This is a genomic window from Brevibacterium sp. 'Marine' (genome assembly GCF_012844365.1).
In the GTDB taxonomy this organism is placed as follows: Bacteria; Actinomycetota; Actinomycetes; order Actinomycetales; family Brevibacteriaceae; genus Brevibacterium.
Genome location: NZ_CP051626.1, coordinates 4078727 through 4100611 on the forward strand (window position 1 = coordinate 4078727; position 21885 = coordinate 4100611).

Here is a 21885-nt window from a genome sequence, read left to right on the forward strand (position 1 = left end):
CCAGCATCGGCCGCACGAAGTCGACGGCATGTGGAAGGATGAGAGGAGTGGTGGAGTTCTGTCAGGCAACGAGAGCCTGCGCCACAGAAGCAACCTCGAGGCCGAAGGCGTCGGCGACGTTGTCGTTGGTGACATGCCCGTTGTGGATGTTGAGGCCGCGGGCCAGGGCCGAATCGTTCGACAGCGCCTTATGCCACCCCTGATCGGCGATCTTCACGGCAAACGGCAGAGTCGCGTTCGTCAGCGCCGCCGTGGCCGTGTTCGGCACGGCACCGGGCATGTTCGCCACGCAGTAGTAGACAGAGTTGTGCACGGTGAACGTCGGATCATCGTGCGTCGTCGGTCGCGAGTTCTCGAAGCAGCCGCCCTGATCGATGGCGATATCAACGAGGACGGAGCCCGGCTTCATCCCGGAAACCATGTCATCGGTGACGAGCTTCGGCGCCTTCTTGCCCGGGATCAGCACCGAACCGATCACGAGATCGGCCGAGGCCAGAGACTTCGTGATCTCGTACTTGTTCGACACCTTCGTGCCGATGGCACCGGCGAAGGTCTCATCGATCTGCCGCAGACGCGGAATGTTGATATCGATGACTTCGACGGTCGCTCCGAGACCGAGGGCCATGCGGGCGGCGTTCGTCCCGGCCACACCGGCACCGATGACGACGACATTCGCCCGTTCGACGCCGGGGACCCCGGAGAGCAGGATGCCGCGACCACCATTGGCTTTGAGCAGGCTGTGCGCGCCGACCTGAGTCGACAGGCGTCCGGCGATCTCACTCATCGGCGCCAGCAGCGGAAGACCGCCGCCGTCGGGCTGGACGGTCTCGTAGGCGATGGCCGTGGTCCCGGCCTCCATCAGAGCCTTCGTGAGTGCCTCATCGGCGGCGAGGTGGAGGTAGGTGAAGAGGATGAGATCCTTGCGCAGGAACCCGTATTCCTGGGCGATCGGCTCTTTGACCTTGAGCACGAGATCGCCGGCGGCCCAGGTGGAGGCCGCGTCGGGGGCGATCGTCGCTCCGGCTGCCTCGTATTCGGCATCGATGATGAAGGAGCCTTCGCCGGCTCCCGCTTGGACGGTGACCTCATGGCCGTGGGCGACGAGTTCGTTGACGCCGGCAGCGGTGATGGCGACTCGGAACTCGTTGTTCTTGACCTCGGTGGGCACTGAAATGCGCATTGTGTGTCCTTCTCTCCTTTGAGTGCGCCCTTGAGGGCATGCCGAGACTGAACGTACCGCCATGCGTGCTGAGAGCGATGTGCAGTTGGCACAGGACAGGTCGGACGGATGGACTGGCCACACATTCGTGTCGGGAATTGATGGTAGATGATGGGGTTTCACTCATCTGTCACCTCGGCGAAGGAGCCACATATGACGAGTATGCCGATAGCGGCTGCAATTCTCAGGCAGCCCGGAGCCGATCTCTCCATCGAAACCGTGCACATAGATTCGCCCTTGCCGACTGAAGTTCGTCTGCGAACTCTCGCCGTCGGCCTGTGCCACAGCGACCTCCATTATGTGAATGGAAATCTGCCGATCGATGTGCCTGCTGTCCTCGGCCATGAGGTCTGTGGTGAGGTCGAAGCTGTCGGCGATTCCTGCAATGGTATCCGCGTCGGGGACAGAGTGGTCGCCACGATCACACCGAACTGCGGTAAATGCTCTGCCTGTGTTCGGGGTCGGGCCGCGCTCTGTCTGCGGTCTTCCGTCGAGCGGAGACGACACCGCCCCAAACTCACCGATGCCGACGGCACTCCGATCAATCAGCTCGGTGGGATCGGCGCCTTCGCAGAAGCAGTCCTGGTCTCAGATAGCGCGGTTGTGCCAGTGGATCCGGGTGTTCCTTCATCCGAGGCATGTCTGTTGGGGTGCTGTGTGGCGACCGGCTACGGCGCCGTTGTCCATGGAGCAGAGGTCTCACCATCGGACACTGTTGCCGTCATCGGCTGCGGAGGAGTGGGCATTGCCGCCATCCAGGCCGCCCGTATCGCTGGAGCCAGTCGAGTGATCGCCATCGATCTCCATGATGAGAAGCTCGATCGTGCCCACTCATTCGGTGCAACCGACGTGGTCCGCGCCGATGATCGGCTGGTCGCCGCGGTGCACGAGATAGTGCCCGGAGGAGTCGACAAGAGCTTCGAAGCGGTCGGTTCTCCGGCGACGGCTTCCGCCGCGTTCAACATACTGGCTGCAGATGGCACCGCCACCATACTCGGCCTGCAACCGGCTGGAAACACGATCACAATCGATGCCGAGATGCTCATCGAAGGGGATCGGCAGATCACCGGGGCCTACATGGGGGCGAATCGGTTGGCGCAGGATGTACGGTCGTTTTCGGATCACAGGCGTCGGGGCACGCTCGACCTCGCCTCGATGGTGACATCGACATGGTCTTTCGATGAGATCAATGCCGGATTGAAGACGATGACCGACCCGGATTCGGTTCGTGCCGTAGTGACTTTCTGAGCACTATCGGCGTCGCACCGACGCGAGTCGGAACAGCTGAAGCGTTGTGGGTGAATCCGAGACCAGGCGTCTCGGATCCACCCGAATTTTGTTACAGGTCGACTCAGAACGTTGAGAGCGTCGTCGGAGTCGCTGCCGCTCGCCACTTTTCAATCACCGGTTCGAAGCTGGATAGGGCGTCGTCGAGCAGCTCCAGCAACTCGCGAATCTCGTCAGCAGTGATTGTCAGCGGAGGTGCCACGATAACGGCATTGTTCAACGGCGCAATGCCGGCAGGGTAGACGACGAGCCCCTTCGCAAAACAGATCTCGGTGAAGCTCGTCGAGGCGTTGCATTCAGCCTTCGGCGGTTGCCTGTTGGTTCGGTCGAGGACGAACTCGAAGCCCCAGAGCAGACCCCGTCCACGCACATCATCGATGAAGTCGTATCGCTTCTGCAGGCTCTGCAGACCGTCTTCGAGTTGCCGCCCACGAGCTCTGACGTTCCCAAGGACATGAGAGTTGTCCATCACGTCTAAGACGGCAAGGCATGCCGCCGCGCCGAGTGGGTTCCCCGAGAACGTATGTCCGAATGGAGCCGTCCCCGTTCCGCTGCGGAACACGTCGACGATATGCTCCCTCAGCAGAGCCCCTGCAACCGGAGTGTAGCCCGCGCTGAGTCCCTTGCCCAGAAGGAGAATGTCAGGAACGATTCCCTCATCGTGGCAGGCGAACCACTCGCCGGTTCTCCCCATCCCGGTGATCACTTCGTCCACGATGAAGAGGACCTCATGACGATCACAGATCTCTCTGAGCCGCCGAAGATAGCCGCGAGGTGGAACGAGCACTCCACCGGCTGCGCCGACGATGGGTTCGACGATGATGCCTGCCACCGAGGCGGCTCCGAATTCTTCGATTGCCGACTCGAACTCGTAGGCGGCACGGTCCGCATATTCGGCCTCGGTTTCGCCTGGCTTGGCAAAGCGGTAAGCATGTGCGGCCGGGGCATTCGGAAATCGATGAAGCAGATCTCCGTAGTCGGGTCGTCGCGCGTTATGTCCGGACATGGAAAGAGCACCCATCGACATCCCGTGGTAGCTCACGTGCCGGCTGACGATCGTAGTCTTGTCGTGCCTTTGCTGTCTCTGCCAGTAACTCACCGCTGTCCGAATGGCATACTCGGAAGCTTCGGAACCGCTGTTGACGAAGAATGCGTAATTGAGATCTCCCGGCGCCAGTGCGGTGATCCTATGAGCGAGCTCCTCTGCTGGCACGTTGGTGAACTGCGAACGGTAAGAGAATGCCAGCTGCTTGGCCTGCGCCTGGAGTGCAGCAGCAATCTCGGGGCGTCCGTGGCCGATGTTGGCTGTCATCGCTCCGCTGGAGCCGTCGAGATACGAATTGCCCTCATCGTCAAAGAGCCTGACTCCACGTCCCCTGGTCGCACGCCGGTACCGTCCGTCGACTACCGGTTTGAGTAGGGCACTTCCGCTCTTGCCGTCCATGGTTGCTCCTGTTCTCTGAACTTGGTCATCGGTACCGCCGACTTGTCGATCAGAGCGGTGCAGAGGCACTGTCCACGCCGATGACTCGCTGGCCGAGGAAGAACTTCACTCCGCTTTCGGCAGTATGCCCTCCGATTCCGCTGTCCGCCCAGAACGTCTGCTGCGACCCCGGAGCCAAATCACTCATAAAGGTTCCGTTGACCCGCACTTCCCCCGCTCGAATGCGTGCCGCGACGTCGAGCGCCTTTTCGGAATCACTGCCGAAGACAAACGCGTCGAGCCCTGTCCGCGGACCATTCGCCAGGCGTATCGCCTCGTCTGTCGACGCGACAGGGTGAATCGTCACAAGAGGACCGAACAGTTCGTCCACTGCTTGATCGGCCGTGCACCCAGTGATGATTCCGGGCGAGAGGAACCATCCGTCCAACGGTGGGAGATCGGCCCCGGCAGTCACAGTACCGCCGAGGTGCTTCAGCCGCTCCACCGCGTTCTGGAGTCCTTGGTAATGGCGCTCGAAGGCCATCGGCCCCACTTCGGTTGTCGTATCAAGCCCATGCCCGACAACGAGCGCAGCGATCTCCGCCGCCATCGCCTCCACCAGCTCATCGTGTCTGGCGCTGGGCACCAAGACCTTCCCCGGAGCTTCGCACCACTGACCGTTGAGGCGCGTCATACCCCGCACGATGGATCGGGCAGTCACATCCAGGTCGGCATCGTCGAGAACGATCACCGGATTGTTCGAACCGAGCTCCATCTGCATGACGGCCAGATTGCCGGCGGCCGCTTGCGCCACCGATCGTCCGGCAACGTCCCCTCCCGTGAACGAAACTGCTTCTATTCGTTCATCAGCCGACAACCACGAACCGACTTCACCTGACCCGTGCACCAATTGAATAGCAGTCAGCGGATACCCCATGGACTCCATCGCCTCAACGAAACACTCGACGAGGATCTGGCAACCATTCGGAGCGTTTTCCGATGGCTTGAGAATCACGGGACAGCCGGCGGCTACCGCAGCAGCGATTTTGCCGACGGCGGTGAATGTCGGCGCATTCCATGGAGCGATGATGAGTGCTGGCCCCAGCGGCTTGCGCATGATCACGACGTTTCTGCCGTCGTGGTCCAAGACCTCGTGCTGACCCAGCGATTCCGCTTCATCGGCTGCGGATCGCACTCTGTCGCCGAGTGCGCTCGAGATGGTGCGGGTTGTCGAGATCGGGACTCCAGTGTCCATTGAGTCCTGAATCGCGATTTCGGCCTGCCGTCGATCGATGCGATCGGCTGTCTGTCGAAGCAGCTCGATCCTCTTCTCCCACGGGAAAGCGTCGATCGTTTCCGCATCATGAGCAGCGGCGGCTGTTGCCAGTGCACGTTCCACCTGGGCCCGAGAGGCGTACCGAACGGGCTGCCGAACTTCTCCAGTGTTCGGATCGTTCAGCGAACGTTCGCCCGCCGGCAGCCTCACCCATTCTCCGGCGATGTAAGCGCGCTGCTCGATGGCCGGAGCGGAGGGTCTTGAGGATTCACTGATGTTGGGCGATGCGGTCATCGGGCAATCCTTGTCTCTGGGAGTCTCGTGAAATGGCGATTGAGGAGTCATAGCGAATCTGGTTCGAGTGATCCCGACCTCATCCGCTCATCCCTGTGTCAGCTGGAGCTAGTGCGGCTGTTGGCAACCGCATGGTCAGAGGCGCAAGTTGCTCTCCCGCGCTGTATGAACCGCCGAAGAGCTCAGCGCCCTCTTCCGACAGAGTGGCTGGAGCCTCCGCCCACATGGTCACTGCCCCCTCATTGATCGGTTCGGGAAGGCTGAGATGAGCAAGATGAAGCCAGCCTCCGTCGCCATCCTCGACAGCCAGCTCGGCGGTTTCCCGCCTCATGACGATTCTCGGATTCCTGAGGTCGATGGATAGGAAGCCCAGGTGAGCGCGGAAACGAACTTCGCCATTGAAAGCGAACTGACCGAGGCTTCGGTCCGCACCTACTGATTCCAGTTCGAAATGGAATTCGGAGGAGGGTGTGATCGCTGCACCATCGTCGATCTCAATGCTCCCGTCGTGCGAGCTTCTGATGTAGTTGACGAAGCTGGACTTCACCGCCCAGGCGAATCCAACATCGGCACGTCGGTGTGCTGAAGGAGTGGACACGTAGACCTCCGCAATCTCGGTTCACGGCGCTTCTCCGCCACAGAATGTGCGAAGGGTCCGCAACTTCTCTTCTGCTTTGAAGTGGTTGATACCCAGCTTCTCGGATTCTGCATATTGAACTATGGCGTTCCAATACATACTGATGAGGTGGGCTGTGCGCGCTGCACATCACTTTGCGCTTCGAACGTGTGACTCTGATGATGAGAACACTTATTTGTGATGCACAGCGTTGCGTCTGCAACCACCGCCCGATGGCGAAGACACAGATCGGGCATCTGCAGTCAGATATCGACCACAAGCAGAGGAGAATGATCAGTGACTGAAAACGATCGGTTGAGAAGCAGGGAGGCCTCTCTGCTCGTCATCGAATGTGACGAGAAATGTGATCTCGACCGATTCTCCGGCTGGCTCGCCGACGCGGCCGTGCAGGTTGAGGTCTTCAGACCTCACCGAGGTCAGAAGCTTCCGACGAAGTTGGATCACGATGGTCTCATCGTTCTCGGCGGCGAGCTCAGTGCCCTGGACGATGAGCACCACCCGTGGCTGGCAGACATCCGTTCGCTGCAGCGAAGCGCTCATCACGACAGTATTCCGAGCTTAGGAATCTGTCTCGGGGCACAACTGCTTGCACAGGCGATGGGAGGCACGGTCGAACCCGGGGAAGACGGTTTTGAGATCGGTCTCATCTCCGTCCAACTTCGTCACGATGCCGAACGGGATCCACTCTTCAATGATGTGGATACGTCTTTCCTCGCTCCGTCCTTTCACATGGACGCCATCACCCGCCTGCCCCCTGAAGCACAGTGGTTGGCCGATGGCGAAACCTATCTGCACCAAGCCTTTCGGACAGGCACGTCATGGGGAGTTCAGTTCCACCCGGAAATCACGCCGAGTCGCCTGCGCAGATGGAATCGGATCGCCGAGTCTCTCGGCGCAGCGACCAAAGAAGATCTGGAAGCGATAGCGCAGAGGTTTGACGATGAGGATTCGCGTGTCGAACTCAGCAGCAACCGCATAGCAGCCAACTTCATCTCCCTGCTGAGAAGCTCAGCAATGACAATCGAGCAGGCGAAGGAGGCTCTGTGACCTCAGATTCCGCAGTCCATATCCTCATCATCGAACCCGACCCTATGGGCCCGCCCGAACGATTTGCCGAATGGTTCCGGGCTGCCGGCGCCGACGTGAGAGTGCTGCGGCCTCATCTCGGCGAACCGATTCCTCACCAGGTCGATGTCGACGCCTTGGTCGTCATGGGCGGGCAGATGAATGCTCTAGCGGACGACGATCATCCTTGGCTCGAAGATATTCGCCGGCTCTATCGGACTTGCGTCGGCTCGGGACTGCCGGTCCTCGGGATCTGTCTCGGCGCACAGCTGCTGGCAACGGCGTTCGGCGGGGAAGTCGAGATTTCGAGTGACCGCGGCCCTGAACATGGCTTGGTCGAAGTCGACTGGACCGAACACGCGGATACAGACCCGGTCATTTCTGGACTCGCGTCACCGTTCACTGCTTGCGGATCTCACTCCGACGGCGTTTCTGCACTTCCCGCAGACTCGGTGCTCCTGGGCAAGGGCCGAACCTATCCCCATCAAGTGTTCCGCATCGGTTCGGCCGTCGGTGTCCAGTTCCACCCGGAAACCACTCCTACACGATTCCGGCAGTGGTGTCGACTCGAAGCTCGAAACGACGACGAGAACCAGATGCTCGCGGACAAGATCCGCGAGTTCGAAGAACGCGACAGCGAAATTGCGCAATCGACGAAGATGCTCGCAGACCACTTCCTCGCCACTGTGAACGACACGACATCACACTGACATCCCGGCGACGGACAATTCTCAGACTCGGTTCCGATCCAATTGCCGTTGGAACGTGTGCACTATCAGACCCATAAATGTGTTCACGATGACCACTGTGATGCAGCTCTCCGAGGAATAGGTTGTCGACACGCATCATGCTCCTGTTCAAACAGCGCCAGGGAATGAGCCACTGAACTTCCTGCGCCGGCTAGATGCGACATTCTCAACGGAGAGGCAATTCGCTATGTCACAGCTGAAAAAGTCAACGACGACTCTGCCGCCGACTGACGGCAGAGCCGCATCAACGAATCTGATGAAGGGGTCGATCCGATTCGTCACAATCGTCCTCATGGTGACAGCAGCGGCGGCGCCGCTTGTCGTCGTATCGACCTACATCCCTATCTCTTTCGCGTTCGGAGCTGGAATCACCGCACCGATCACGTATTTGGCGGCAACGCTCATCCTCCTGCTGTTCGCGATCGGTTTCGCGCAGATGGCCAAACGGATCACAGCAGCGGGTGCATTCTACAATTTCAGCACCCAAGGCTTGGGACGCCCCGTCGGACTCGGGACCGGCTGGACCATCATGCTGGCTTACGCCATGATCGCTCCCGCCATCAGCGGCGGGTTCGGATACTTCACATCATCGATGCTGGCCAAGTATCTTTCACTCGAAATACCCTGGTGGATCTGCAGCATCGCCGGACTGGCACTGATGTTCGTGATCTCGTACTTCAAGGTCACAGTCACCGGCCGTGTTCTCGGAATCGCCCTCGGCCTCGAAGTCCTCATCGTCTTCATACTGGCGACGGCAATCATCATCAGCGGTGGAACAGACGGCCAGGTGCCCCAGGCCTTCAATCCTGCTGGATGGCTGACCGCCCCCGCAGTCGGCATCGGGTTCTTCTTCGCCTTCTGGTCATGGATCGGCTTTGAAACCACGGCAATTTATGGGGAAGAGACCACAGATCCCAAGGAGTCGGTACCCCGGGCGACCTATATCGCCGTCATCACCCTGGGCCTGTTCTATGCTTTCGCGGCCTATTCGGGAGTCGTCGGATTCGGTGATGAAACGCAGACTCAGGCCGGCAATCTCGTCGGCGAGTACTTCTTCGTCCTCGCCGATATGTACACCTGGCCCATTGTCGGAGTGCTCATGGACTTCCTCGTCATCACAGGCTTCTTCGCCTGCTCTTTCGCGTTCCACAACAACGCCTCGCGCTACCTGTTCTCAATGGGACGTGACGGTATCCTTCCGAGCCGTCTCGGACGTACTCACCCAAGCCACAAATCTCCCTATATCGCCAATGGTGTTCAGGCAGGCATCGCGATCATCACAGTGGCAATCTTTGCATCTCTTGGGGCTGACCCCCTGCTGCACCTTGGCACATGGCTGCCGATCTTCTGCACAGCTGCCGTCGTGTTCGTTCAGATGACAGTCTCGATCGCAGTGATCGGCTACTTCTTCAAGATCGGCAGACGAGGCATCGGAGACTACTGGAAGACGCTCATTGCACCGGCTCTCGGCGCAATCGCACAAGCAGTTGTACTCGTTCTCCTGACGATCTATATCCCGTTCCTCGCCGAACACGACATCTTGGCACTCAACCTGATTCCCCTCTATGTCGGAATCATTTTCGTAGGAGGCATCATCTATGCCCTCTATCTCCGAGCGAAGAAGCCTCAGATCTACCTTCAGATCGGCCGAGTCTATGACGATGAGGAAGAGGAATCTATGGCCGAAGAGCCGATTCCAGGTAGCACCGCGACCACGCTCTGACCAGCGCAACGCACCCCTCTCATTCCGAACAGAGGCAGTATGCACGCTGTCGAAGTAGAGCGTGTGCTCACCGCACATAACACTCACTCAGCCGACCGATACGGTCAGAACACATCAGAATCAATGAAGACGATGAAAGAAGGAAACACCGTGAACAACGAGGTTCAGACTCTCGAGCCCAGTGCCGAAGAGATCAACGCAGCAGAGCGTCCTGAAGAAGCCCAGAAATTTGTCGAAGACTTCATCCGCGACAACGACATCAATGTGGTCAAGATGGGCTCGGTCGACCTCGACGGCGTTTGGCGAGGCAAACGTGTTTCTGCTGACTACTTCCTCTCGGCCGCACATAAAGCAGGATCCAATATCTGCAACATCCTCTTCGGCTGGGATCTCCTCGACGAGCCGATTCCCGATCTGACCTACACGGGAATGCACACCGGATACCCGGACATCAATCTTCGCCCCGAGCTGTCCACCCTGCGTTTGGCAGCTGACGAACCCGGCGCTGCTGTCGTCATCGGCGACTTCTACGACAAAACCGGTCAGCCGCTGTCAATCGCACCGAGAACCATCCTGAAGAAGCTGGTAGAGAGGGCCCGCTCGATCGGCTATGAGCCGATTGCCGCTTATGAGTTCGAATTCTATCTGTTCGAAGGCACTCCGCGTGAGAACGCCCGTAAGGGCTGGCGCGACCTCGAGCCCTATTCTGTCGGCTGCCACACCTACAGCGTGTACCGCGATACCGGATCGGAATTCCTCCTCGGCAAAATCCGTCGCCGTCTCGCTGAGATGGGTGTCTTCATCGAAGCGAGCAACAGCGAAAACGGACCTGGCCAGTTCGAAGTGAACATCCATTACAGCGACGCCGTCAATGCCGCAGACAGTGCGCTCATTCTCAAGCACACAGTCAAGGAAGTCGCGGCCGAGCATGGCTACACCGCTTCTTTCATGGCCAAAATCAACAACGAGCATGCTGGGTCGTCCGGCCACGTTCACCAGAGCCTCAACCGCTTGGACGGCTCTCCAGCATTCGCCAACGAAGCTGACCCTTCGTCCTTGTCCGCAGTCGGAATGAACTATCTGGCGGGCATAGTCGATGCCGCGAAGGACTTCACGGCCCTCTACCTGCCGACAGTCAATTCCTACAAGCGAATCGAAGGCGGCCAGTGGGCTGGCTCGAGCGCCACGTGGGGTTTCGACAACCGAACTGTTGCGGTTCGGTCAATTCCCGCCGCGGGATCGGCAGCGCGCGTCGAGAACCGTGTTCCCGGAGCCGACGCTAACCCCTACCTGGCGATCGCCGGCGGCCTTGCAGCGGGACTCAACGGCGTCGAGAAGGGATTGACCGCCCCCTCACCGGTAGAAGGCAATGCCTACGCTATCCAAGGTGAAGACAACGTGAGTCTGCCCGAAACTCTGACCAAGGCCGTTGATCTCTTCGAGACCAGCACTGTTGCCAGAGAACTCTTCGGAGACGAGTTCGTCAACCACTTCACCGAAACACGGCGGTGGGAGATCAAAGGATACGAAACCACCGTCACCGACTGGGAAATCCAGCGCTACATCGAGCACATCTGAGCACCTGTACGAATTCTCCTGCTCATACTCATCATCACCCCACTCACTGAAGGACAGAGTTACTCATGACCAATCGACTCGAAAACCGCTTCGCAGCTGTCACCGGCGCAGCATCCGGCAATGGACGTGCAATCGCTGAGAAGCTGCTGCAAGAAGGCGCGAAGGTCGCAGCAATCGACCTCAACAAGGACGCACTCGACAAGGTCTTCGGTGACCATGATGATGTGCTTCGCATAGAAGCCAACGTCACCGACGAAGCTTCGCTCCACGACGGGTTCGGCATCGTGAAGCGAGAATTCGGTCGACTCGATGCTCTGGTGAACAATGCCGGAATCGTGAAGTTCGGCACCTTCGAGAACTTGTCGAAGGACGAATGGGACCAAGTGTTCGCTGTCAACTCCACTGGGCCCTTCCTCGTGTCACGAGAAGCGAGGGAACTGCTCAACGTCGACCAGGGTGATCACACCAGGTCAATCGTCAACATCACCTCCGTGGAGGCCCACATCGTCATCTCGAGCAGCGGGCATCCGCAGATCCACTACAACGCTTCCAAGGGAGCACTGCTGCAGCTCACTCGAGCGCTCGCAGTCGAAGGTGCAGCAACAGGTATCCGTGTCAATGCCGTCGCGCCCGGGTACATCGAAACGCCATTCACCGCCGAGGCACTCAAAGACGACTCGGTCAAGAACTGGCTGCTCGAACGCACGCCTCTCGGCCGGATCGGAAAACCCGAAGACGTTGCCAACGGTGTTGCATTCCTGTCCTCGGAGGAAGCAAGTTGGATCACTGGCACAACGCTCTTCATCGATGGCGGATGGACGGTGTACTGATGGCGTCCCCGCTCATCGCTGTCTCCGCCGAACGAAGCGAACAGAAATCCGCTTTCGGCCCTCGTGACTCAACCTTGCAGGTTATGGAATACGCCGAAGCGATTGCAGTCGCCGGCGGTCGCCCCGCACTTCTTCCCGCAACCGAGCGTATTCCTGATGATCCACTCAGGGGATTCGACGCCCTTGTCCTCACGGGAGGGGGCGACCTTTCACCAGAGATGTACGGGATGAAGCCCGACTCGACCAGCTATGGGATGAGTCCGATCCGGGATCGTTTCGAGACTGCCCTCGTCGCTGCGGCCGAAGCCCGTGGTATCCCGATATTGGCGATCTGCCGGGGAATGCAGCTCATCAATGTCCTCAGAGGAGGGCAGCTGCACAACCACCTCGACGGGCATTGGCAGACAGTGGCATCCGATGCATTTCATCACGCAGTCGATGTCGAGCCGGGCAGCAAACTGTCCCAGGTTGTGGGTGCGACAGAGATCGAAGTCAACAGCTACCACCATCAGGCGATCTCAACTCTCGGCAAGGGACTCCGCGTAACGGCTCGGGCCGACGATCTGATCGAAGCATTCGAGGACCCCGCGAAGGACATCCTGGCCGTGCAATGGCACCCCGAGCACCTTGCCCGCACTTCAGCCACCCATCGCGCTCTGTTCGAGGACATCGTGGAGCGCGGCATCAGCAGAAACAACACGAGAGGAGCAATCAGCTATGTCTGAACAGCAGACCGCAGCACCGGACTTCGGCTTTCACGGAGAAGCACTGGACAACATCTTCGATGACTACGAAACGATGCTGGAGTCAGCGCCCGTAGGTTACTCGTCCAACTATGGCGGATTCTGGTACATCGCCAAGAGCGAGGACATCTTTGACGCTGAGCAGGACCCCGACACCTGGTCGGTGGGCCCTTCGATGCTGCTCCCTTCCTTCGGAACCCACACACCGTTGATTCCGATCGATATCGATCCCCCGGCTCATAAGGCGTATCGGAAGCTTCTCCTGCCGAAGTTCACACCGATGGCTGTCGGCAAGCTGGAACCCGGCATGCATGAGACTGCGCAGCAGCTTGCTGATGACGTCATGGAAGCCGCTTCGGCTGACCCGGTGGTCAATGCCTCAGCGCTGTTCGCCCGCCCGATGCCGACGATCATCTTCTCCCGAATCGCAGGCTACCCCGAAGAGGACTGGCCGCAATTCGATCGCTGGATCGACGAGATCATCTACGATCGAACTACTGATCCCGAGCGCGCACACGCAGCCGGCGACGAGCTCTACGAATACATGGCTCGCCTGATCGATGATCGCCGGAAGAACCCCGGCGAGTACGACGACATCATGAACCAGTTGATGAACTCGAAAGTCGATGGTCGGGAGCTCTCCGACGATGAGCTCCTCTCCTATGGCTACCTGCTCTTCGTAGCGGGCCTCGACACCACCGCTTGGGCGATTCGCTCCTCGCTGTGGTATCTCGCGCAGAATCCGGAAAGTCAGCAGAAGCTCAGGGACAACCCGGACCTCATCGTTACGGCAGCCGAAGAGTTCCTGCGCACACTCTCGCCTGTCCAGGCGATGGCTCGTACTGCCCTCAAAGACACCGAAGTGCAGGGGCAGCCGATCAAGGCAGGCGAACGGGCCGTACTCGTCTTCGGTGCTGGAAACCGCGACCCCCAGATCTTCGACAAGCCAAACGAGATCGACATCGAACGCGAGGACAACCGGCATCTTGCCTTCGGAGGAGGTGTGCACCGGTGCCTCGGCTCGAACTTGGGACGTAAGGAACTGGTGATCGCTTTGGAGCACTTCCTGTCGACAGTGCCGGACTTCGAACTTGCAGAAGACGTTCCGTGGCATGGGGTCGGTCCCCTGCCCCTGCGTATCAAGAAAGGACAGTGACATGGGTGAACTGTATGTCGACCAGACACGGTGCCAGGGCCACGCCCGCTGCTACATGTTGGCACCTGAGACGTTCGAAATCGACGAAGAAGAGGGCTACGCACGTGTCGTAGAAGGGCGAGAACAGTCCTATACGGAAGAAAAGGTGCGCAAGGCGATCCGCAACTGCCCCGAGCGGGCCATCAAGGTCCGAGGCGCGGACGGTAAGGATGAGGACATCTCATGAGTGACGGGATCGTCATTGTCGGGGCTTCAGTTGCGGCCACTGCGTTCCTTGAGCGGGCTCGGGAGTGCAGCTACAGCGGAACCGTGACTGTCATCGATCACGACCTCGACGCGCCTTATGACCGTCCACCATTGTCAAAGGCCTATCTTGATGATGGAGAGGTCGAGTCGATCTCTGTTGATTGGGACGACTTCAGTGTCCGGTTCATCAGAGCCGAGGCCACTGGAGTCGATCTCATCGCACGCGAGGTCGAAGCCCGCGAGGTCGGAGATGGAGCAACGCTGCGTGTTCCGTTCGACAACCTCGTCATTGCAAGTGGCGCGCAGCCAGCACGGCTGCCGTTCGAACCGCAGGGCACAGTCGTGCTCAGGAGTGCTGCTGATGCACGGGCACTGCGCGGCTGTGTGGGCGAAGGAAATACCGTCACCATCATCGGTGCTGGAGCCATCGGAGTCGAACTTGCGTCATCTCTGTCCCGCAACGGAGTCAAAGTCACAGTGCTCGACCGGGCTTCGGGCCCGCTCGAGAGACTTCTCGGAGGACACCTCAAAGAGGAGATCACGACTTGGCTCATCGAAGCCGGAGTGGTCCCGAGGTGGGATGTCGGCATCGAATCCGTTCGTGAAACCGACAATGGTTGGGAGGTCGCTCTCGACGACGGCGAAGTGATCAGCTCTGACATCGTCATCAGCGCCGTCGGTGCGCGACCGGCAGTCGGTTGGCTGACCGAGAGCGGACTGCTCAGTGACGGGATGCTGATCGTCGACGAGCTCGGTGCCGTAGTAACGGACGGACAGGCACAACGCGGCGTATACGCCATCGGCGATGTTGCCACGAGATTCGACGAATCCGGTCGTCCATCCCGCACCGAGAGCTGGAGTGCAGCACGCGAGCAGGGAATCGGGCTCGCCAACCACCTATTCGACTCGGAGGCTGAACCCACCGGCGCCTCGTACTTCTGGACCGAAGTCGCCGGCAGAAAGGTCCAGGTCGTCGGTCAGGTGAGTCCAACAGGCGTTGTCGCACTGGATTCGACTAATCCCGACCGCAACAGAGCCCTGTACCGCGTTTCTGATGCCAGCACAGATGACAGTTGGATCGGCGTCAATGCCCAACCGCAGATCGCTCGACTGCTGATGGCGTCGATGACCGCTCCCCAATCGGACACCCTCTCATGACGCTCAGCGTCGAGCTCGGACCTATGAAGATCGAGGACTCATGCCAGTCAACACATTTGCCGTAACCAACCCAGCCACTGAGGAACACCTCGACGACGTCAGGATCTTCACACCTGATGAAGTCACCGAGGCTGTCGTTCGGGCAAAAGATGCACAGAGGACATGGGCGAAACTGACGCTGGCTGCCCGACAGTCGGCGCTGTACGCAATGGCCGAAGCTGTGGGCGAGCACGTCGAAGAACTTGCCCAGCTCGAATCTCGCGACGTCGGCAAGCCCATCAGCTCCGCACGCGCGGAGGCACAGAGCGTTGCCGAGGTGTTCCGCTACTACGCAGGCGCCATCGACAAGCTCTCGGGCGACTCGATACCCCTCGACGGAGGGATGACGATCACCATCCACGAGCCTGTCGGCGTCGTGGCGGTAGTCACTCCTTGGAACTTCCCGCTGCCGATCGCGTCGTGGAACGTCGCCCCAGCGCTGGCCGCCGGCAACTCCGTCGTGCTGAAACCGGCAAGTCTCACCCCGCTGTCGAGCCTGCGTTTGGGCCGAATCATCGAAGAGGTCTCACCCGTTCCCGGACTGCTTCAAGTAGTGACCGGTGGCGGAGGCACCGTCGGTGAAGCCCTTCTCAATCATCCACAGGTGGACAAGATCAGCTTCACCGGCTCCACAGAAGTCGGCCGATCAGTGCTCAATGCAAGTGCTCACGACATCAAACGTGTCACTCTCGAACTCGGCGGAAAGTCAGCCAATATCGTCTTCGCCGACGCAGATATCTCCCAGGCCGCTCGATCGGCTCCCGGCGCGGTCTTCGACAACACCGGGCAGGACTGCTGTGCCCGCAGCCGGATTCTCGTCCAAAGGGACGTGCTCGACGAGTTCCTCGAGGAATTCATAGCCGCGACCAAGGCGCTGCAGGTCGGCGATCCGGCCGACGAAAATACTGATCTCGGCCCTCTCGTCTCGTCTTCCCACAGGGACGCTGTAGCGAAATTCCTCGACGACGACGGCGTTGAGTTCATCTACCAAGGGGATGCACCTAAGGGGCCGGGAAACTGGCTTGCTCCGCACATCGGCATCGACCACACGGCGGACAGCCGCTGCAGCCGTGAGGAGATCTTCGGGCCTATTGCAGTCGTCATTCCGTTCGACACCGAAGATGACGCCGTACGCTTGGCCAACGACACCATCTACGGCCTCAGCGGATCGATCTGGACGGGAGATCTGGGACGAGCCATGCGAGTCGCACGCGCGGTCGATTCCGGCACTCTCGCGGTCAACTCCAACTCCTCCGTGAGGGTTCAAACCCCGTTCGGCGGGTTCAAACAGTCAGGTCTCGGCCGCGAACTGGGCATGAACGGGCTGCGTGGATACACCGAACTCAAGTCAGTCTTCCTCAGTTCGGAGTGATGACAATGAAGACAACAGAAGCAACGCCGAGTATGAAGGAGGCCACCGTGGACGAGACGTCAGCGACTACTTCCGACCTCACGATCCTCTTCGGCAGCGAGACAGGAAACGCAGAGTTTCTGGCCAGCCAGATCCTCGATGCGGCGGAAAAGGCCGGAACCAGCGCGGACCTTTTGAGTCTCGACGACTGGGCACAGATGGAGACCCACAAGGTCGAGCGACTCCTGGTCGTGACTTCCACGTACGACAATGGTCATATGCCGTCGAACGCTGGAAGCTTCTGGGCGTGGCTCCAACGACTCGAACCGGATTCGCTCGAGGGACTCCCCTATGCCGTACTGGCAATCGGAGACTCCATGTACGAGGACTTCTGCAAAGCAGCACATGACATCGACGACCAGCTCATGGAGCTCGGAGCCATGCAGGTCATCGAAACGATTGACTGCGACGTCGACTTCGAGTTCACAGCAGCGGAATGGTACCCCGAAGCACTTGAAGCACTCGGCGAAGCAGACGCCTGGGAACAGGGCGAACTCACGACCGACATTCGACCCGAGCCGACCGATGACTCCGAAGGCGACCGGGTCTTCACAACTCGCGTCAGTGCTTCGCGCCGACTCTCCGGCCCCGGCTCCAGTAAGAGTGTGACTCACTACGAGCTCAGCTTTGACGAAGACTTCGAGTATCAGCCCGGAGACTCGATCGCCGTGTTCCCCGAAAACTCAGAGGAACTTGTCGCCGAGTGGATGGAAGCTTTCGACGCCGCAGAGTCAGAGACCATTGAAATCGGTGGAGAGGACAAGGCGTTGAGGGCGGCCCTGCGCGAGGATTTCGAACTGTCCCTGCCGCTTCCCGGGCTGGTTCTCGCCCTGGCCCAGCTGCGTCCTGAGAATGAAACAGCGAAGGACGCAGTCGATGTCATTCAACGTGGTGACAGAGACATTCTGGAGAACTGGATGTGGGATCGAGACGTCCTCGACATCATCCGAGAACTCGGTTGCCTGGATGTCCCGCTGAAGACTGTGCTTGCTGAACTCCGCACGATTCAGCATCGGGCCTATTCGATCTCATCGAGTCCGTCCCAAGATGCGAATTCAGTGCATATCACGGTCTCCGGCGTGGAGTACGCTGCTCACGGTCGTACCCACTCCGGCGTCGCCAGCGCCTTCCTCGAACGCATGGCTCGAACCGGGGAGCCATTCCGGACCAAGCTGCTCGAAGCACACGATTTTCGACTGCCGCACGACGATGCTCCTGTGATCATGATCGGGCCCGGCGTCGGCGTCGCTCCGTTTCGAGGCTTCCTACGGCACCGTGAGGCCGCACCGGCGAAGGGACAGAACTGGCTGTTCTTCGGCGATCGTGAGAGAGAGCATGATTTTCTCTATCAAGATGAATTCGAAGAGTGGCACGGTGCAGGTCTTCTCAGCCAGATCAGTCTCGCGTTCTCACGAGATCAGGAGAACAAGCATTACGTCCACCACGAGATGGTCGAACGGGCGGACGAAATACGGGAATGGCTCGACGAAGGCGCGTACATCTTCGTCTGCGGTGACAAGAACCGTATGGCCCGCGACGTCGACCGGGCGCTCATGGACATCATCGCCAACGGTGCGAATGCGATCTATGCCGGCACCGAGATAGCCAAACTCAAGGCTGCTGGGCGGTACGTCAAAGACGTGTACTGAAAAGGAACCGTCCGGTTTTCGGTGGGGCCCCGCTCTGTGAAATGACTGTATAGAGCGGGGCCCACCGTTGTCATCCGTTCTCGAGTCGAGACTCGACGACACGGGCAGCGATGGCCAGGGATACCCAGTCGGTTGTCGTCGTCATATCGCGGCCCAACAGCTGCTCGATACGCTGGAGACGCTGACGAAGAGTATTTCGATGAACGACGAGCTGCGAGGCCGTGTGATGCACCTGCCCTCCACATCGTGAGAACGTGCTCAAGGTCTTGAGCAGTTGGGTTCCGTGACTGCCGTCATAGTCAGCCAGAGGCTCCAAGGAATCGCATAGAGAAGTGACGTCGTCAGTCAATTCCGACCATATTGTCGGCAAAGCGATGACACGTTCGATGTCATCGAAGCACGCAACGGGGTTCTGTGATCTCCGATTCGCTACAACGGCCCAGTTGAGCGTCTTCTTTGCCTTCTCCATCTCGGAACGGAACTTCACCCGCGACTCGACCAGGGGGCCGATGCCGACCGCCACACGGGACTCGAATTCGCCACTCAGCTGGCGGAGAACCTCATTGATCTTTGCTTTCAGATCACGCGACTGGGCTACCAGATCGGATTCGACAAGCATCACTCCGGAGATCGAATCGAAGAGAACCACCGCACGAGGCCCCACCGCCTGCGTCAGCAGCTCCTTCAGCCGACGCCTCCCCACGTCCCAGTTGTCAGGAACTTCGAGGAATCGAAGGACTATCGGCCACAGGGGTTCCTGTGTTCTCAGGTCTTCAAGCAACGCTGTGGCACGCATCTGACTGCGCCCATAGAAGAGTTCCATCGTTTGGGAAGAATTCACAGCCGTGAGATCGACTGCTTCCAGAATGACGCTGAGCTGCGCAGCAACTGCATTGACCTGGTTGAGGTCCCGAGCACGAAACGGTGCTCGCCGGTAAAGCGTCATCACACCTCTCAATGAGGTCATCCCCAAGGATACTGTGGTGCTTTCCAGCCCGGCTCCGTGCTGTTCCAATACCCGCTGGACCGACGTCCGTGAGTGAGTGGACCATACTCTGTGGTCCCCGCCGTTTTCGCCTCGAGCTGCGAACGTCACCGGCAGGTTGGTCCGGTCATCCTTGCTCATATAGTCAATCGCAAAGAAATCCACCGCACACAGGTCGACGATTCTCGACGCAGCATAGTTGAGCGCAGGAACGAGCGATGTGGTTGAGCCGACGGGAAAATCGAGAAGGAAACGCGCGTTCTGCGATTGCAGACTGAGTTCGGAAACAGTCTCGGCATGGACCAGGCCCACCGCCAATAGACATCCCACCTCAACTGCGATATCGCTTTCTCCAACTCCGAACGCGTCTTCTGCCTCGGAGTACAACGCAAAGACTCCTCGGAGTGAATCACCTTCGTCAGCGATCGGCACCGCCAACATGGAGTGAAATTCGTCTTCCGGGACCGGAGCAACATATTTGAATCGGGGATCGTCTCTCGGCGCCGAGCGGATGTTCACCTTCTGACGATGAAGCGCAGCCCATCCCGCGATACCTTCGCCAAGCCGCAGACGCACCTCATCTACTGCAGTGCTCTGTCGCCCCTTGGAAGCTACTTTGAGGATCAATCGTTCCTCGTCTTCGTCCCACAGGTAGACGAAGACACCTCTTGCATCGGTAGCTTCAGCCACAAGATGGACTGCTTCTTCAGCGAGGGCGGTGGGTTCCATCCCCTGCGAGAACAGACGGATCAATTTGGACAGGACGCCCGCTCGATGCGCCTCGAATGCCATCATGTCGGCATCAGTCTCAGCCATTGAGCCCCTTTCATTACCAGTGTGACCTCGACGGCACACCTCGATTCAGAGTAGTCGCTCCCTTAGACAGCAACCTGTGCGAAGCGGTGACCCGCAGAGGGAGATCTGTGCGGCGTGCACACTGCGCGGCGACGTTAAGAGACAGTCTGCCGAAAACGTAAAGGAATTGCGCTCCGCATATGGGTACAAATTGTGCACTAGTCCCCGGTACTTTCTTCCCGAAAACTGGTGTGCAGCGGCCCATCCGCCCAAGGAAAGAACCAACCTGCGAAAGGAGAACGCAATGTCGCGTTCGTCGAAAGTCGAAGCCGTCGACTTCAAGCTGCTTTTCGAGAGTCTGCCCGACATGTACATCGTGGTCCGACCGGACCGCACCATCGTCGCCGCAACCGATTCGTTCTTGGAATCCACAGGAAAGGACCGTGAGACAGTCCTTGATATGGATATTCTCGAAGCCTATCCCGACAATCCAGACGACCCGGAGGCCAAGGGAACTCAGATCCTCCGCGGTTCAATCGAACGTGTGCTCAGCTCAAAGAAGACAGATGTGCTGCCCCCAGTTCGCTACGATCTCGCGAATCGTGAGGGTGAGTTCGAAGTCCGCTGGTTCCAGCCTCTCAATGCCCCGGCTTTCGATGACTCCGGTGAGATCGCCTATGTCCTCCACGGGGCTGTGGACATCACCGAACAGATGGAGAAGGCAGACTGATCCATCAGCCCACCAAACCCAGACAGATCTGACAAATGGGCAGATCACCAATGACTCAAGAGGAGAGACGCAGAATGGATACAGTGAAATTCACCCTCGTCGGGGGCCCGACCCTCATTGTCGATGTCGGCGGAAGCCGAATCGTCACAGATCCCACTTTCGACGCGCCACAGGTCTATCATCATCCCATCGCTGGTCCGGTGACAAAGAAGGCAGGCCCAGCGTTCACGCCGGAGGAACTGGGAGAAGTCGATCTGGTCCTGGCCTCGCATGAACACATCGACAATCTCGATGTCTCCGGCCGGGGCTTCCTCACCATGGTGCCACTCGCGTTGACGACGTCGGAAGCTGCCAGAGCCTTCGGAACCAATGTCGAGGGAATGGGCGACTACGACCAAAGAACTTGCGAACTTCGTGACGGACGCGCCCTCACCATCACCGCTGTCCCCGCACACCACGGTCCGGAAGGAGTGTGGGACGCATTGGGGCCGGTGATCGGCTTCGTCCTCGAAGCGGAGGGGATGCCGACGATCTACATCAGCGGCGACAATTCGGAACTCGACATCGTCGAGGACATCGCGAACAAGTTCCCCGCAATCGATATCGCTGTTCTCTTCGTCGGCGGAGCGAAATTCGACGCGATCGCAGACGGGGCTTACATCACCTTGAGCAACGAGCGAGCTCTCGAAGCCGCAGAAAAGCTCAGCGCCTCGAAGGTCATCCCGGTCCACGAAGACTCCTGGCAGCACTTCAGTCAGAATGTCAACGAAATCAGGGCCGTCTTCTCGGCTGCAGGCAAGTCAGATGTGCTTGTCGGACTCTCGCCCGGCGAGTCGGCAGAGGTACAGGTCTGACGCGCCGACCTACGCGCCGTGTGCCCCTACAACCGTGA

The 21885-nt window shown here is 59.2% G+C and carries 19 protein-coding genes and 1 pseudogene; 15 read left to right on the top strand and 5 right to left on the bottom strand.

Going from position 1 to position 21885, the window contains the following annotated elements; genetic code table 11:
• Positions 1-61 precede the first annotated feature (61 nt).
• Entirely contained in the window at positions 62-1180 is a 1119-nt protein-coding gene (ald, locus tag HF684_RS18240; protein ID WP_169253638.1) for an alanine dehydrogenase, read from the bottom strand.
• Between the two features lie 201 nt (positions 1181-1381).
• On the opposite strand from ald, the pseudogene HF684_RS18885 reads away from it, so the two are divergent.
• Together HF684_RS18885 and HF684_RS18890 are read left to right on the top strand one after the other, a co-directional pair.
• Positions 1382-1819: pseudogene (locus HF684_RS18885) on the top strand (alcohol dehydrogenase catalytic domain-containing protein); the annotation flags it as partial.
• Between the two features lie 57 nt (positions 1820-1876).
• Positions 1877-2467, top strand: coding sequence for a zinc-binding dehydrogenase (locus tag HF684_RS18890; protein ID WP_248279234.1), 591 nt, complete (start codon positions 1877-1879; stop codon positions 2465-2467).
• Positions 2468-2570: 103 nt separating this feature from the next.
• Here HF684_RS18890 and HF684_RS18250 read toward each other — a convergent pair whose 3' ends face one another.
• The 3 genes from HF684_RS18250 to HF684_RS18260 form a co-directional block, all read right to left on the bottom strand.
• Positions 2571-3950, bottom strand: a complete 1380-nt coding sequence (locus HF684_RS18250) for an aminotransferase class III-fold pyridoxal phosphate-dependent enzyme (RefSeq protein ID WP_169253639.1) — start codon at positions 3948-3950, stop codon at positions 2571-2573.
• A gap of 49 nt (positions 3951-3999) precedes the next feature.
• Complete coding sequence (locus HF684_RS18255) at positions 4000-5499, bottom strand: aldehyde dehydrogenase (protein WP_169253640.1); 1500 nt, start codon at positions 5497-5499, stop codon at positions 4000-4002.
• A 79-nt stretch (positions 5500-5578) separates the two neighbouring features.
• Entirely contained in the window at positions 5579-6097 is a 519-nt protein-coding gene (locus tag HF684_RS18260) for an HtaA domain-containing protein (protein WP_169253641.1), read from the bottom strand.
• A gap of 315 nt (positions 6098-6412) precedes the next feature.
• Here HF684_RS18260 and HF684_RS18265 point away from each other — a divergent pair, with 315 nt between their 5' ends.
• The 11 genes from HF684_RS18265 (at position 6413) to HF684_RS18315 (ending at position 18483) form a co-directional block, all read left to right on the top strand.
• Entirely contained in the window at positions 6413-7183 is a 771-nt protein-coding gene (locus HF684_RS18265; protein WP_169253642.1) for a type 1 glutamine amidotransferase, read from the top strand.
• 44 nt (positions 7184-7227) lie between these two features.
• Complete coding sequence (locus HF684_RS18270) at positions 7228-7911, top strand: type 1 glutamine amidotransferase (protein ID WP_169253643.1); 684 nt, start codon at positions 7228-7230, stop codon at positions 7909-7911.
• Positions 7912-8242: 331 nt separating this feature from the next.
• Positions 8243-9673 carry an APC family permease gene (locus tag HF684_RS18275; protein ID WP_248279035.1) on the top strand — a complete coding sequence of 477 codons (1431 nt, stop codon included), beginning with the start codon at positions 8243-8245 and terminating at the stop codon, positions 9671-9673.
• Between the two features lie 132 nt (positions 9674-9805).
• Positions 9806-11251 carry a glutamine synthetase family protein gene (locus HF684_RS18280; protein WP_169253645.1) on the top strand — a complete coding sequence of 482 codons (1446 nt, stop codon included), beginning with the start codon at positions 9806-9808 and terminating at the stop codon, positions 11249-11251.
• Positions 11252-11316: 65 nt separating this feature from the next.
• Positions 11317-12081: an SDR family oxidoreductase gene (locus HF684_RS18285; protein WP_169253646.1), complete on the top strand. Its 765-nt coding sequence runs from the start codon at positions 11317-11319 to the stop codon at positions 12079-12081.
• The gene (locus tag HF684_RS18290; protein WP_248279036.1) at positions 12066-12806 is read left to right on the top strand and encodes a gamma-glutamyl-gamma-aminobutyrate hydrolase family protein; all 741 of its coding nucleotides are present in this window, start codon (positions 12066-12068) and stop codon (positions 12804-12806) included. The genes HF684_RS18285 and HF684_RS18290 overlap by 16 nt, the downstream gene beginning before the upstream one ends.
• Positions 12709-13980, top strand: coding sequence for a cytochrome P450 (locus HF684_RS18295; protein WP_248279037.1), 1272 nt, complete (start codon positions 12709-12711; stop codon positions 13978-13980). Before HF684_RS18290 ends, HF684_RS18295 begins: the two co-directional genes overlap by 98 nt.
• 1 nt (position 13981) lies before the next feature.
• Positions 13982-14206, top strand: a complete 225-nt coding sequence (locus HF684_RS18300; RefSeq protein WP_169253647.1) for a ferredoxin — start codon at positions 13982-13984, stop codon at positions 14204-14206.
• A complete protein-coding gene (locus HF684_RS18305) occupies positions 14203-15384 on the top strand; it encodes an NAD(P)/FAD-dependent oxidoreductase (protein ID WP_169253648.1) in 1182 nt (393 codons plus the stop codon). Before HF684_RS18300 ends, HF684_RS18305 begins: the two co-directional genes overlap by 4 nt.
• 40 nt (positions 15385-15424) lie before the next feature.
• Positions 15425-16795 carry an aldehyde dehydrogenase family protein gene (locus HF684_RS18310; RefSeq protein WP_169253649.1) on the top strand — a complete coding sequence of 457 codons (1371 nt, stop codon included), beginning with the start codon at positions 15425-15427 and terminating at the stop codon, positions 16793-16795.
• A 47-nt stretch (positions 16796-16842) separates the two neighbouring features.
• On the top strand, positions 16843-18483 hold the full coding sequence (locus HF684_RS18315) for a sulfite reductase flavoprotein subunit alpha (protein ID WP_169253650.1): 1641 nt from the start codon (positions 16843-16845) through the stop codon (positions 18481-18483).
• A gap of 70 nt (positions 18484-18553) precedes the next feature.
• Here HF684_RS18315 and HF684_RS18320 read toward each other — a convergent pair whose 3' ends face one another.
• On the bottom strand, positions 18554-20284 hold the full coding sequence (locus tag HF684_RS18320; RefSeq protein WP_169253651.1) for a helix-turn-helix domain-containing protein: 1731 nt from the start codon (positions 20282-20284) through the stop codon (positions 18554-18556).
• A 283-nt stretch (positions 20285-20567) separates the two neighbouring features.
• Between HF684_RS18320 and HF684_RS18325 the strand changes: the two genes are divergently transcribed.
• Entirely contained in the window at positions 20568-20993 is a 426-nt protein-coding gene (locus tag HF684_RS18325; RefSeq protein WP_169253652.1) for a PAS domain S-box protein, read from the top strand.
• 74 nt (positions 20994-21067) lie between these two features.
• Positions 21068-21847: an MBL fold metallo-hydrolase gene (locus HF684_RS18330; protein WP_169253653.1), complete on the top strand. Its 780-nt coding sequence runs from the start codon at positions 21068-21070 to the stop codon at positions 21845-21847.
• The last annotated feature ends 38 nt before the right edge of the window (positions 21848-21885 follow it).

Excerpts from the sequence above, each read along its gene's own strand:
- HF684_RS18325 (WP_169253652.1), top strand. The coding sequence starts at position 20,568 with ATGTCGCGTTCGTCGAAAGTCGAAGCCGTCGACTTCAAGCTGCTTTTC.
- HF684_RS18285 (WP_169253646.1), top strand. The coding sequence starts at position 11,317 with ATGACCAATCGACTCGAAAACCGCTTCGCAGCTGTCACCGGCGCAGCA.
- HF684_RS18250 (WP_169253639.1), bottom strand. The coding sequence starts at position 3,950 with ATGGACGGCAAGAGCGGAAGTGCCCTACTCAAACCGGTAGTCGACGGA.
- HF684_RS18320 (WP_169253651.1), bottom strand. The coding sequence starts at position 20,284 with ATGGCTGAGACTGATGCCGACATGATGGCATTCGAGGCGCATCGAGCG.
- HF684_RS18290 (WP_248279036.1), top strand. The coding sequence starts at position 12,066 with ATGGACGGTGTACTGATGGCGTCCCCGCTCATCGCTGTCTCCGCCGAA.
- HF684_RS18310 (WP_169253649.1), top strand. The coding sequence starts at position 15,425 with ATGCCAGTCAACACATTTGCCGTAACCAACCCAGCCACTGAGGAACAC.
- HF684_RS18255 (WP_169253640.1), bottom strand. The coding sequence starts at position 5,499 with ATGACCGCATCGCCCAACATCAGTGAATCCTCAAGACCCTCCGCTCCG.
- HF684_RS18330 (WP_169253653.1), top strand. The coding sequence starts at position 21,068 with ATGGATACAGTGAAATTCACCCTCGTCGGGGGCCCGACCCTCATTGTC.
- HF684_RS18270 (WP_169253643.1), top strand. The coding sequence starts at position 7,228 with ATGGGCCCGCCCGAACGATTTGCCGAATGGTTCCGGGCTGCCGGCGCC.
- HF684_RS18305 (WP_169253648.1), top strand. The coding sequence starts at position 14,203 with ATGAGTGACGGGATCGTCATTGTCGGGGCTTCAGTTGCGGCCACTGCG.
- ald (WP_169253638.1), bottom strand. The coding sequence starts at position 1,180 with ATGCGCATTTCAGTGCCCACCGAGGTCAAGAACAACGAGTTCCGAGTC.
- HF684_RS18280 (WP_169253645.1), top strand. The coding sequence starts at position 9,806 with ATGAAAGAAGGAAACACCGTGAACAACGAGGTTCAGACTCTCGAGCCC.
- HF684_RS18275 (WP_248279035.1), top strand. The coding sequence starts at position 8,243 with ATGGTGACAGCAGCGGCGGCGCCGCTTGTCGTCGTATCGACCTACATC.
- HF684_RS18300 (WP_169253647.1), top strand. The coding sequence starts at position 13,982 with ATGGGTGAACTGTATGTCGACCAGACACGGTGCCAGGGCCACGCCCGC.